General features: G+C 65.5%; 11 protein-coding genes. 5 read left to right on the top strand and 6 right to left on the bottom strand.

Features of this window, described 5'->3' with window-relative positions; all coding sequences use genetic code 11:
* Positions 1–131: 131 nt before the first annotated feature.
* Positions 132–1,871: a right-handed parallel beta-helix repeat-containing protein gene (locus H6718_09605; GenBank protein ID MCB9585643.1), complete on the top strand. Its 1,740-nt coding sequence runs from the start codon at positions 132–134 to the stop codon at positions 1,869–1,871.
* A gap of 25 nt (positions 1,872–1,896) precedes the next feature.
* On the opposite strand, the gene recN is transcribed toward H6718_09605, so the two are convergent.
* From recN to H6718_09590, 3 genes are all read right to left on the bottom strand, one after another.
* The gene (gene recN / locus H6718_09600) at positions 1,897–3,660 is read right to left on the bottom strand and encodes a DNA repair protein RecN (protein MCB9585642.1); all 1,764 of its coding nucleotides are present in this window, start codon (positions 3,658–3,660) and stop codon (positions 1,897–1,899) included.
* A gap of 129 nt (positions 3,661–3,789) precedes the next feature.
* Positions 3,790–4,488: a US12 family protein gene (locus H6718_09595; protein ID MCB9585641.1), complete on the bottom strand. Its 699-nt coding sequence runs from the start codon at positions 4,486–4,488 to the stop codon at positions 3,790–3,792.
* Between the two features lie 493 nt (positions 4,489–4,981).
* The gene (locus H6718_09590; GenBank protein ID MCB9585640.1) at positions 4,982–5,548 is read right to left on the bottom strand and encodes a CAP domain-containing protein; all 567 of its coding nucleotides are present in this window, start codon (positions 5,546–5,548) and stop codon (positions 4,982–4,984) included.
* 86 nt (positions 5,549–5,634) lie between these two features.
* Here H6718_09590 and H6718_09585 point away from each other — a divergent pair, with 86 nt between their 5' ends.
* Entirely contained in the window at positions 5,635–6,192 is a 558-nt protein-coding gene (locus H6718_09585) for a TIGR00730 family Rossman fold protein (GenBank protein MCB9585639.1), read from the top strand.
* Here the strand turns inward: H6718_09585 and H6718_09580 are convergent.
* Entirely contained in the window at positions 6,164–7,030 is an 867-nt protein-coding gene (locus tag H6718_09580; protein MCB9585638.1) for an EamA family transporter, read from the bottom strand. The two genes, H6718_09585 and H6718_09580, sit on opposite strands and share 29 nt — an antisense overlap.
* A gap of 77 nt (positions 7,031–7,107) precedes the next feature.
* On the bottom strand, positions 7,108–7,767 hold the full coding sequence (locus H6718_09575) for a hypothetical protein (GenBank protein ID MCB9585637.1): 660 nt from the start codon (positions 7,765–7,767) through the stop codon (positions 7,108–7,110).
* 161 nt (positions 7,768–7,928) lie between these two features.
* On the opposite strand from H6718_09575, the gene H6718_09570 reads away from it, so the two are divergent.
* Both H6718_09570 and H6718_09565 read left to right on the top strand, forming a co-directional pair.
* A complete protein-coding gene (locus tag H6718_09570; GenBank protein ID MCB9585636.1) occupies positions 7,929–9,122 on the top strand; it encodes a hypothetical protein in 1,194 nt (397 codons plus the stop codon).
* Complete coding sequence (locus H6718_09565; GenBank protein MCB9585635.1) at positions 9,116–9,505, top strand: hypothetical protein; 390 nt, start codon at positions 9,116–9,118, stop codon at positions 9,503–9,505. Before H6718_09570 ends, H6718_09565 begins: the two co-directional genes overlap by 7 nt.
* Positions 9,506–9,543: 38 nt before the next feature.
* Here H6718_09565 and H6718_09560 read toward each other — a convergent pair whose 3' ends face one another.
* The gene (locus H6718_09560; GenBank protein MCB9585634.1) at positions 9,544–10,974 is read right to left on the bottom strand and encodes a PLP-dependent aminotransferase family protein; all 1,431 of its coding nucleotides are present in this window, start codon (positions 10,972–10,974) and stop codon (positions 9,544–9,546) included.
* Here H6718_09560 and H6718_09555 point away from each other — a divergent pair.
* Positions 10,965–11,867 carry a DMT family transporter gene (locus H6718_09555; GenBank protein MCB9585633.1) on the top strand — a complete coding sequence of 301 codons (903 nt, stop codon included), beginning with the start codon at positions 10,965–10,967 and terminating at the stop codon, positions 11,865–11,867. The two genes, H6718_09560 and H6718_09555, sit on opposite strands and share 10 nt — an antisense overlap.
* The last annotated feature ends 22 nt before the right edge of the window (positions 11,868–11,889 follow it).

Below are 11,889 nucleotides of genomic sequence, written 5' to 3'. Positions count from 1 at the left end.
ATGCGCCTGGCGTAGCGAGAAGCGGTCCAAGCGCGCGGCATAAACCCTTGTATTTGTTATTAAATCCAGGCCTTGAAATACGCGCAGTCGGCGTAAGTCAGAGAGATCGACCAACTAGGTAAACTCCCTGCATGGCACGGCGACTCTGGGTGGGCGCGGCGACTTTCGGCTGCGTCCTGAGTTTTGGCAGCGCTGCTTTCGCAGCCGATTTCTACGTGGACCCTGCCAACGGCAGTCCAAGCGGAGACGGCTCCCAAGGCAACCCGTGGCGAACCCTGCAGGAGGTCGTCGAAGCCGATCTGATCGCCAGCCAAAACTGGGACAACCTGCCGTACGACTCGAGCGGCTCGCAACTCGAACCGAAGAACGCCAGCGCGCCGATCAAGGCGGGCGACACCATCTGGCTCTTGAGCGGCTACCACGGCGCCGTGGACATCACCGGCTACTACAACGCCAGCAACATCACCATCGCCGCGGCCCCGGGGCAGTCACCGGAGCTCTCTTCGCTGCTCATCCGCGCGGCAAAAAACTGGGTCGTGCGCGGCCTGTTGCTCAGCCCGGACTACGCGCCCACCTATGAACGCACGACGATGATCGACCTCGACAGTCACGGCTACAGCGGGCCGGTGTCGGACATCATCGTTGAGGACTGCCAGCTGCAGTCCGTTGCCGATGCCTCGAGCTGGACGGCGAACGACTGGGACACCAAGGCGGTGAACGGGATCAACGCGGACGGTACGAACATCACATTGCGCGGCAACCAGCTGAAGAACGTGAACTTCGGCCTCAGCGTGGGCGCGAGCAACTCCTTGGTGGAGCACAACGTGGTGGATTCGTTCTCCGGCGACGGCATGCGCGGCCTCGGCGACTACACCACCTTCCAGTACAACCTGGTGAAGAACTGCTACGACGTGAACGACAACCACGACGACGGTTTCCAGTCGTGGTCCAACGGGCCTGGCGGCGTCGGCACGGGAGAGGTCACCGGTATCGTTCTGCGCGGAAACGTGATCATCAACTATGAAGATCCCAATCAGCCGCTCAGAGGACCGCTGCAGGGCATTGGCTGCTTTGACGGGACCTTCGTCGACTGGGTGGTGGAGAACAACGTCATCATCACCGACCACTGGCACGGCATCAGCCTGTACGGAGCGCGCAACTCGCGCATCGTGAACAACACGGTGCTCGACCCCAACACCAGCAACCCCGGGCCTCCCTGGATCAAGATCGAGAACCACAAGAACGGAACGGCTCCGGTCAATTGCCTGGTCGCGAACAACCTCACGACGGATCTCGCGAACGCGAGCGGCGTCACCGAAGACCACAACGTGATCATCGACGACCCGCTGAAGTTCTTCGTTGACCCCGCCGCCTACGACGTGCACCTGCTGGACAACTCACCAGCCATCGACCAAGGAACGACGGACAACGCGCCGACCCATGACATCGAAGGCATCCCGCGCCCTCAAGGCAATGGCATCGACGTGGGAGCCTACGAGTGGCACGACCCAAGCGTGATGCCAGACCCCGACGCCGGCGTGAGCGGCGGATCCGGCGGTATGGCGAGCGGAGGATCCGCGGGGAATAGCCAGGGCGGCAGCGCGACCGCCGGCAGTAGCCAAGGCGGCAGCTCAACCGCAGGCAGCGGACAGGGTGGCAGTGGGCAGGGTGGCAGCGGCCAGGGTGGCAGCGCAGCGGGCACCTCGGGTGGCGCCGCCAGCAACGCCGCCGACGGCAGCAACGACGACTCGGGCTGTGGTTGTCGCACCGCCGGTTCAGCCCCGAGCAGCAACTGGCTGCTGCTCGGCTTGGGGCTCGCTGCGGGCCTCCTCAGCCGACGCAGACGGCGAGCTGTCACTGACAAGATTTGAACCCCCAAAGGACGCCAAGATCCGCTCAGGCCGCGCGGCGCTTTTTCGCCTTGGATTTGCCACGAGTTGAAGCGCGCTTGCCGCTCTTCAGCGCGAGCGCAGCGTCGAGCAGACGCTGCGCGTGGTGGCGCGCGCTGTCGGTCACTTCCGCCCCGCCCAACATGCGCGCGAGCTCTTCCACCCGCTCTTCTTCGTTCAGGCGCACGACACGTGTCCGAGTGCGCCCGGCCCGCACAACTTTTTCCACGCGGAACTGCGCGTCAGCGAAAGCTGCGACCTGAGGCAGGTGCGTGATGCACAACACCTGAGCGGCTCCGCCTTCTGCGCTACGCGCGGCGCGCAACAAGCGGCGACCGATCGCGTCCGCCACTGCGCCCCCCACACCGGCGTCCACCTCATCGAAGACGTAGGTGGCTATGCCGCCCCGCGCGTTGCTCACCGACTGCAGAGCGAGCAGGATGCGCGACAGTTCGCCGCCGCTCGCAACCTCGCTGAGTGGACCAGCGGCTTCACCCGGATTCGCGGCGACGCGGATCTCGACACGGTCCACACCGAAGGCATGGATGCGCTCAGGCGCTAGCTGCTCCACCGCGATTTCGATGCGCGCGAGGGGCATGCAGAGTGACTCGAGCTCCGCCTCGACGGCCCGCGCCAGCCGCTCCGCCACATCGACGCGCAGCTGATGGAGCTCGAGAGCGACTTCCAGGGCCTGCGCCAAGCTGCGTTCCCGCGCCGACTCGAGCTCCGCGATGCGCTCCGCTCCCTGCTGCCATTCTGCGACTTGCTGCTCTAGACGCTCCCGCGCCTCGTAGAGCTCCGGACCATGTTTGCGCCGTAGCACCGCGAGCTGGTGCTGACGCTCTTCCAGGCGTTGCAGCGACTCTTCCCCTTCGTCATCGTCGCGCAATGTGGCGCGCGCATGCGCCAGAGCCTCCTCGCAGCTGGCAGTGGCGTTGATCAGAGCCGCCACCACGGGCTCGAAGCGCTCCCCGGAGCCAGTCGCTCGGAGCTGGCGCTCGAGGGCGCCCAAGCGCGAGAGCACCGCGCCGTCGCACTCCTCGAGTTCGGCTTCTACCAGGCGCGCGGCCTCCAGTATTTCCTCACGGCACCGCAATGATTCGAGGCGCTCCCTCACCCCCTCCCACTCCCCGGGCTGAGGATCCACTTCGCACAGTTCCTTGAGCTGGTGCTCCAGGTAGTCGCCCAGGGCCGGATCCTGAGCGAGCACTTCGCGCAAGCGTTCCAGCTCGCGCTCGATGCCGCGCAGCTCCGCGTAGCGCTGCTGATAGGCGCCCAAGCACTTGGCAAAGCGCCTGTTGCCGGTGAGCGCGTGCTCGTCCAGCAGCTCCAGGTGCCGACCCAGGCGTGCCAGGGAGTGTTGCTGGTGCTGGCCGCAGATGTCGATCAGCCGCTCCCCAACTTCAGCGAGCTGAGGCTGAGGCCGCAGCTGCCCCTGGACCAGCGCGCGACCGCGGCCACTGCGGGGCACCACGCGCTCCAGCACGACCTCCCGCCGCTCACCCTCGCCGCACGGAAGCTCCAAGCCTTCGAGCACCTGCATCACGAGCGCAGCTTCGGGCACCACGAACTGCGCCTGAATCAGCGCGCGTTCGCACTCGGCGCGCACCGCACGAGCGCTGCCTTTGCCACCGCGCAGCAGGGACAGCGCACCCACGATGATCGACTTGCCCGCGCCCGTTTCACCCGTGAGCACGTTGAGTCCGGAGCTCAGCTCCAGCTGGAGCTCGTCAATCACCGCCAAACCTTGGATATGCAGGAACGACAGCATGCGCCTTGGTTCTAGCTCAGACGCGCTCAGTTGAGGCTGTCAGGCAATGTCCGAGTCGATGCGAACGCAGACGCGTCGAAGCCCGCCACCTCTAAAGGCAGCGGGCTTCGCGGTTCTGCTTTGATGGGCCTAGTCGCGCGAGGACATGAAGATGCTCAGGATGTAATAGAACATCAGCGCGACACTGGAGAACAGTCGCAGCGCGGCGCCCACGTAGCGATCCGTGGGGAAGTGGCGCAAGACGTTCGAGGTGTCGTAGAGGATGCTAGCACCAGCCAACGCGACCATCGCTACACTGAAGAAGACGCCGAGCTTCAGCCCGAAGAGCAAGGCGGCGCCGATCAGCAACAGGGCAACGATGCCGCCCCACATCACGAATCCGCGGAGAAACGAGAAGTCCTTGCGGGTGACGAAGGCGACGGCCGTGAGACCACCGAAGCCAGCCATGGTGACGAACGCAGCGCTGGAGATCACGCCAGGCCCCTTCATCTCCGCGAAGGTCAGCAGCGGGATGAAGATCAGCGCCTCCGCGACGATGTAGACGCCGAGGCCGAAATACTGCGCCGCCTTCGAGCTTGCGCCGAGGGCGAAGCGGCTCGCCACCATGCTCGCGATCACGAAGGCACCGAGCACCAACCACCAGTTCGCGAACAGCGGCAGAATGGCGTAGGCGATGCCCGTCTTGAACAGGAAGACTTCGAGCGCCGTAAACGCCGCGATCGCACCGAACAGGTGCGCGTAGGTTCGGGTGATGAACTGGGCCCGCGCCTCGACCAAACCGGGTCGCGCGTGCGCCGCAGGAGATTGGTAGGGGTTGTACTGATTCATTTTGCGATTCCCTCGTTTTTTGGGGGTGAGGCTAGTCGTTTGGCGCGCCGCGGGCCGTGGGAGCCGCTGTCCAGGCGGGTGCAGCAGAACGCGGACTGCGCGCGTGATGCACGCAATTTGGCGCGGAAACCTAAGGCGTAACCTGTAAGGAGCAGGATCTGTTCCTGCTCGCCCCAGCCTCCGAGCGACTGATTCGCGTGACGTGCGAACCCGCCGCGGAGCGTGAGGCTCCGTTAAGGATAAGGCCCGATTACCTGCTGTAAAGCGGAACCGGCACAGCCCTTGTGGCCGCGGTAATTCAGAGCTGGCTGCGGCAATTCAGAGGCTGCCGGCCGTTGAAGGGCCGCTCGGACCTGAGTCCGGGGTCGAGTTGGCGTCTTTTGCGGGCGTCGCGCCCGGTCTCACTGGGACATTTATGCTGCCCTGAGCCCTGTGCTCTCAGGGCATGCCACGACTACCAGTGTTGTTAGCTTGGCTGTCTTGGCGCTGCGCATTACCGCGGGGAGCCGAAGTCCTGAACCCAGTAGTGACCGTAATCGGAGCCTTCGTTGAAGCGGTAGCCGATGCCGATCTCCTTGTAGCTGCCAGACATGATGTTCGCGCAGTGACCTGGGCTGTTCATCCACTGGTCCATCACGCCCTGAGCCGTGCTGCTGCCGGCCGCAATGTTCTCTCCGGCAGTGGAGTAGCTATAACCAGCCGCTGTCATGCGCTCGAAGGCGGTGGTGCCGTTCTGGCTGTCGTGACTGAAGTAGTTGTGGGTCGCCATGTCGATCGCGTGATTGCGCGCCACCGTGCGCAACGGCGCGTTCATGGTCAGCGCGCCGACCGCTGGCATCGCTTCACCACCGCAGGTCGCGCCTTGCGCCCGCACCTGGTTCACCAACGTCAGCACTTCACACTCGAGGCGCTGAGCGTCCGAGTCGTAGCCGCTCCCATCATTGGGACAGCCCGAGCCCGCAGTCGCTCCGGCTCCTCCTCCCCCGTCGTCGGAGCTACAGCCGCCGAACACCATCGCCAACACCAACAAACAACCAACCCTTCGCATGCCGCGAAGCATAGCCTGGCGCGCCGCACTTGCGTCGTAACTGGCGGCTTTTGCGCTGCGATTGGCACGCGACGCTCGCCAGAGTATCCCGATCGCTGATGCAGCGAATTTGCGTGTTTTGTGGGTCGAGCGCTGGTGCCAAGCCAAGTTACGCCAACGCCGCAGCAGAGCTCGGTCGTGCTCTCGCCGCGCGCGGGGTTGGGTTGGTGAACGGTGGAGGCCACGTCGGGCTCATGGGCGCCACTGCAGACGCCGTGTTGACAGCAGGTGGTGAAGCCATCGGAGTGATTCCGGAGGCGCTCAGAGATCGGGAGCTGGCCCACACTTCGATGACCCAGCTCCACGTCACCCTGGACATGCACGCGCGCAAGGCCCTGATGGCGAGCCTGGCGGATGCGTTCATCGCGCTGCCAGGCGGGCTAGGCACCTTCGAGGAACTATTCGAGGTCGCCACCTGGGCCCAGCTCAGCATCCACAAGAAGCCCATCGGCATCCTTGACGTCGATGACTACTATCAGCACCTCGCTCACTGGCTTCGCCACGCGGAAACAGAAGGCTTCGTCAAGCCGGAGCACGCGAACCTATTCCACTGGGACACCGACCCTGCAAGGCTGATCGATCGGCTGCTCACATCAGCAGGAACACCCCCAGGCTGAGCAAGGCGCACGCCACCAGCATGCTGCGGGTGACGGCTTCTTTGAACAGCAGTCGCCCGCTGATCACGGAGCCCACGACCCCCAGCGCTCGCTTGATGGCTTCCATCAAGCTCACGAGCAGCGTCTGAATCGCGATCAATTGGAGTCCGAGCGCGGCCACGCTCACCACGACACCAGCGCCCACCGCTGGCCAGTGCTTTCGCGCCTCCCCGAGCTCCCGAGCGCGCCCGCTGACCAGTAGCCAGAAAAGCGCGACGAGCATCACGCCCCCCGTCTGGACGCTCGCGTGAAACGCCACGTTCGCGTGGGGCAACGCAAGCTTGTCATTGGTGGCCGAAACGGCCCATGCCCCGGCGACTAACGCCATGTAGACGCTGCCCCGCTCCTTCAGCACGCCGAGCACCAAACCCTTCAAGCCCTGGCCGGCATTCAGCGTCCAGGCACCGAGCACGATCAGGGCGATGCCGAACCACTGGCGCGGCGACGGATGCTCATCAAGCAGCAGGTAGCCGATCAGCGCGGCGAAGACCGGCGTCAGCGCGAGCAGCGGCACCGTGCGACTGATGGGAGAGACCTTTACCGCATGAAAAAACATCAGATTGGCCGCAACGTTCGCTGCAAGGCAGGTCAAGCCAGGGCGCAAGTAGCCCAGGTCCAACGTCGGCGCGCCCCAGATCCCCATGCCCAGCAGAAAGCAAGGCAGCTGCCCGGCGCCGAACATCACCACCAAGCTCGCTGGGCTGGCGTGGCGCACCAGCCCCTTACGTGATGCGTCGAATGCAGCCCAGCCAAGGCTGCTCAACAGGGCAATCACGAGAGCGACGGAACCGGAAAGCATGAAGCCGCGAGGGCTAGCGCAGCTCGCGGCTCGAGTCAGGTCGGTGTGTGGTTTCGGCTACTGGTGAGGCGACGATCTCAACCGACGCGGCGGGTCGCCACGCTGGTCTGGACTCCTGGCTCCAGCTCTTCGCTCATCGACGGAGTGGCGCGAAGCACTTGGCGCACGCTGCTGACGCGATGGATCGCGCTCTCGGGGTACTCGCCGTCTTGGGCGCCGGGCACCTCACTGAACGGGTTGCGTGCGCGAGCGACGCGCTCGATTTCGTACTGCTCGACCAGTTGACGCAGCTCGTCCACGTCGCGCCGCGCGCGGTCGCGCTCCCCGATCAGCTGGGCTTGGGCGTGGCGTGCTCCAACTCGGTCTGCCTCGAGTCGCGCCGCGTAGAGGTCCAGCTCTTGGTAGGCCTGAGTGAATTCCCGTTGCTCAGACTGCAGGCGCTGCAACTGCAGCGCGGCGTGACGCGTGCGGTCCTCCAAGCGCCGCTCGTAGTCGACCTCGAGCGCCTCGATGGCGGCCAGGTGCTGGCGCTGGAGGTTCGCGATTTGCTCCTCCAGGCTGTTCACTTTCGCTTGCAGGCGCCTGCGTTCCTCGGCGTCAGCCTCTGGCGGCACGCTCGCTGGGCGTTGCATGCCGGGCAGGTCGCGGAACCAACGGAACGACGGCGGCTCAGAGAGGCGAAAGCTCGCCTGAGAGGGCGGGCTCGAGGCAGCTTGGGGAGAGAACTTCTTGCTCATTGGGGAACCTCGGTCTGAATCACCTCGCGCCATCCTTGCGCGGACACTGACCAATACGGTCACTTGTCAACGAGCCTTGAATGGGTTTTGAGTGGGAACTTCTGCTGCCGTAGCGTCAACGCCTTGACGTCAAGCGCGGCAATGGGCCCGATCGTCGAAGCGTGCCCAGCCTCGACCTCACTGACTCGCTCTCCGCTCGCGACGCCGCGTTGCCGCGGGCCCGCGATGTGTGGTGGGTCGACCGCGTGCGCGGACAGCTCTTCAGCCGCTTGGCGAAGAGCTTCCTCGGGCCGCTCCTGGTGCAGCGGGAGCGCCGGCTCGCGCTGATCGCGAGCTGCGGGATCCTGGGCGCGCTCGCGCTGAGTGTGTTGGCCCCGGCGTGGCTGTTGTTGGTGGGGCCGCTGGTGCTCGGCGTGCCGCACCTCGCGAGCGACGTGCGCCACCTGGTGTTGCGGCGTGCGTTGCCTCGCGGATTTTTGCTCGTGGTGCTCGTGGCCTGCGCCAGTCTGATTGCCCTACGCGGGCTGGAGAGCCTGCGCGTGTTCTCTGGTTGGGGCGGCCGAGCAGAGCTCGGCATCGCGAGCCTGTGGCTGTTCATCGCATGGTGGGCAGGTGGCGAAGCGCGCCCCCGGAACAGCTCGGACGCTTCGTCGAGCCAAGGGTCGCACCACCACGACCGCGGGGAGCGAAGCGCCATTGCCCTGGGGGGCCTGGTAATTTTCCTCGCGGTAATCAGTCAAGTCTGGCCTTACGAGAGCCGGCTCTTTCTCGCACACGCACACAATTTGATCGCGCTGCTGCTCTGGGTGCAGTTGTTCGCCGCCGGCGCCAGCCAGGGCCGAGGGCGGCGCTGGGTGATCTTGCCGACTTTGCTCTGCGCGCTCAGCGTCTTGACGTTGCTGTGGCTGCCGGCACAGAGCCTGACCCTGCGCTACGGTGTGCTCCGGCTCTGGAGCTTCGATGTGCTGGAGACCGCACGCTGGCTCGCGCCCTTCGAGTCCGCACGCTGGAGCTTGGGGCTCACGCTATGCTACGCGGCTCTGCAGTCGATGCACTACACGTTGTGGCTCTACTGCATCCCTCAGAGCGACACGCGCGCTCAAGGTAGCCTCACCTTCCGCATGACCCTCAGGAGCTGGCTGAGCGACTTCGGCGCCTTTGCGCTTGGATTGCTTTGCCTGGCTACTCTAGCGCTGATCCTCGGTGCCACCTTGAACGCTGACGGGGCGCGCTCGGTCTATCTGAGCGTCGCGGGCTTTCACGCCTATTTGGAGCTCGCGCTATGGGTCTTTCTCTTGCGCCGAGGCGTGCTCCCCAGTCGCGAATCCGCACGGCAACATTCGAATTCATGCTAGCGATCATCGACGCGGTCTACATCACGGCGTGGGTCAAGGCTCTGTGTTTCACCTGGCTCATCGAAATCGGCCTCGGTGTATTCGTGCTGGGCTTCAGCACCCCAGCGGCCACGCGCCCAAGCGTCTGGATGCGCCTGGCGCTGCTGTTCTTGGCCAGTGGTTTGACCCACCCGTTCGTGTGGTTCTTCTTTCCGTTCATCGGCCTCGACTACCTCCCGGCGATGATCCTCGCGGAGCTGTTCGCCGTGGTGGTGGAGACAGGCGTCTACTTCTTCGGCGTCAAAGGCCTCGGGCTCGAGCGCGCGCTCGCCACCTCCTTGCTCTTGAACGGAGCCAGCCTAGGCTTTGGGCTCGTCGTGCGGCATTTTTGGGGGTTAGTCTAGCCGTATCCTGCACCACACCTCGCCCGCCGAGTCGCTAGTCAGGACACGTTGGCCAGTGCCAGGCGCTCCACGCCCAGGCGGATCTCCGGCACGGTCGCTGCGGCCACACTCAAGCGCACATACTCGGAGATTGGCTCCGCGGGGAACCAACTTGCGCCGGGATTCAGACGTACACCAACGCTCGCCGCGCGCCTGCCGAGTTCCACTGCCGACGTTCCCCCAGGCAGCTCGAGCCACAGGTTGAAACCGCCCCGGGGCTGCACCACGGTGCGCCAGCTCGGCAGGCGCGCGGCGAGCTCCGTCTGGAGCACCGTCATGCGGTCCTCGAGCACCCGCCCAAGGCGCGCCAGGTGCCGCTCGAATCCCGAGCTACTCACCAAGCCAAGCGCGGTCTCTTGTAGGAGCCGCGGCACGAAGAAGTCCTCCAGCACACGCGCCGTCGCCACCCGCTCCAGCACCGGCCCCTTTCCGCAGATCGCCGCCACTCTGAGGCTCGGCGCCGTACACTTGGTGAGAGAGCGAATGTAGATCACCTGACCTGGCGCTTCGCTCGCAAGCGTGGGCGGCGCCGGCTCGAAGGAGAGGCCACGCGCGTAGTCGTCTTCGATCACGAACGCGGAGTGCCGCCGGGCGATGTCGAGCACCTCGGCTCTTCGCTCCCGAAGCAGCACGCTCCCGGTCGGGTTCTGATGTAGCGGCTGGCAATAGAAGGCCGACGCGCGGCTCTGCTCGAAGGCGCGCTCGAGAAACTCCGGCACGACGCCGTGCTCATCGCATGGCACAGGCACCAGCTCTACACCCAGCGCCCGCGCGACTTCAATCGCGCCGACATACGTCGGGCTCTCTACCAGCAGGCCCCCTGCAGGCCTAGTTACCGCACGGAACACGCTATGGATCGCTGCCTGCCCACCCTGCACGATGAGCACATCGTCAGCGGCGTAGTCCGCGCCCACGCGGAGAGCGAACCAGCTTCTCAGCTCAGGCAGACCCGAGAGCGGCGCGCGGTCCCAACCACTGCCAGTGTTCAGCGCGCTTCGCGCCGCACGCGAGAGTTCCTTCACCGGGATCAAGCTCGCGTCGGCGTATCCACTCGCCAGCTGGATGCTGCCAGGTGCCACCTCGCTCACCAACGCGTGCAGGGCAGCCGCCGGCGGGGCAGCCCCCAGCACCAGCGACTGCCAAGCGAAATCGAGGCTGGGTCGCTCGCGTTTCTTCGCGGCAATGAAAGTACCTGCGCCGGGCTGCGCCTGGAGCAGTCCCTCGAGTTCGAGTTGCTTCAACGCACGGGAGATGGTCACCGGACTAGCGCCGAGTTCACGCATCAACTCCCGCACGCTGGGTAGCCGTTGGCCCGCTCGTCCTGCTGCACAGCGCGCTCGGAGCAGCTGCTCGACGCGCGCTGGTGCGCTGAGTTGCGCGTCCTCACTGGCGTCGCGAGCGCGATCTGTTATCTTCCCACGTGAACTCACACAGTAACGTTACCGGCTCCCCTCGAGGAGCGCTACTCTGGACTTTTCTCGGCGTAGTGGGGTTCAGCGGGAGCCTTCCGGCCACCCGTGCGGCTGTTCCCTACCTCGGTGCGGTAACGGTCGGCCTCGGTCGGGCCTGCGTGGCCGGCCTGCTCGCGCTCCTCGTGCTGAGCTGGAAGCGCTCACCGCTACCGAGCCTGCGGCAATCCCTTGGGCTGGTGCAGGTCGCGCTCGGAGTCGTGGTCGGGTTTCCGTTGCTCAGCGCGTATGCGCTCGAGCGGGTTCCGGCTTCTCACGCAGCGCTGGTCGTTGGGCTGACGCCGCTACTGACGGCTGGGTGGGCGGTGCTGCGCGCCGGCGAACGCGTCTCTGTCCGCTTCTGGGCTGCGAGCGGAAGCGCGACGTTGGTGGTCTTGGGGTTCTGCCTTCACAGTGGCGAAGGGCGGCTCAGCGCCGCCGATGCTTGGCTCCTGCTTGGCGCTTTGGTCTGCGCCTATGGCTATGCTGAGGGCGCTCGGCTCTCGCGAGAGCTCGGAGGCTTCCGGGTGATCGCGTGGGCGCTCGTCATTGCCTGGCTGCCTCTGTGTGCGGTGGTGGCGCGGGCGGGGCTACCCGATCTCGAATCGGTGCCGCTCTCCGCATGGCTCGGGTTCGGCTACGTGAGCGTGGTGAGCATGTTCCTGGCGTTCGTCGTCTGGTACGCCGGCCTCGCGGGTGCTGGCATCGCGCGCGCAAGTCAGCTGCAACTACTTCAACCACTGTTCAGCATGGCGCTAGCAAGTTGGCTGCTGCATGAGTCATTACCGCAGGGAATTTGGATCGCGATGGCGGCTCTAATCCCGCTGATCGTCGCCGCCAACCGCTCGCGCGGCGCCGTCAGCGCGCGGCCTTAGCGCGCTCTCCGTCGTAGCGCGC

The sequence above is a fragment of the Polyangiaceae bacterium genome (assembly GCA_020633205.1).
GTDB lineage: Bacteria > Myxococcota_A > Polyangia > Polyangiales > Polyangiaceae > JAHBVY01.
The sequence above is the reverse complement of the archived record's forward strand: the minus strand, read 5'-3'. Positions and strand labels throughout refer to the sequence as shown.

Coding starts and splice junctions, on each gene's coding strand:
- H6718_09605 (MCB9585643.1), top strand. CDS start 132: ATGGCACGGCGACTCTGGGTGGGCGCGGCGACTTTCGGCTGCGTCCTG.
- H6718_09575 (MCB9585637.1), bottom strand. CDS start 7,767: ATGAGCAAGAAGTTCTCTCCCCAAGCTGCCTCGAGCCCGCCCTCTCAG.
- H6718_09580 (MCB9585638.1), bottom strand. CDS start 7,030: ATGCTTTCCGGTTCCGTCGCTCTCGTGATTGCCCTGTTGAGCAGCCTT.
- recN (MCB9585642.1), bottom strand. CDS start 3,660: ATGCTGTCGTTCCTGCATATCCAAGGTTTGGCGGTGATTGACGAGCTC.
- H6718_09595 (MCB9585641.1), bottom strand. CDS start 4,488: ATGAATCAGTACAACCCCTACCAATCTCCTGCGGCGCACGCGCGACCC.
- H6718_09590 (MCB9585640.1), bottom strand. CDS start 5,548: ATGCTTCGCGGCATGCGAAGGGTTGGTTGTTTGTTGGTGTTGGCGATG.
- H6718_09585 (MCB9585639.1), top strand. CDS start 5,635: ATGCAGCGAATTTGCGTGTTTTGTGGGTCGAGCGCTGGTGCCAAGCCA.
- H6718_09565 (MCB9585635.1), top strand. CDS start 9,116: ATGCTAGCGATCATCGACGCGGTCTACATCACGGCGTGGGTCAAGGCT.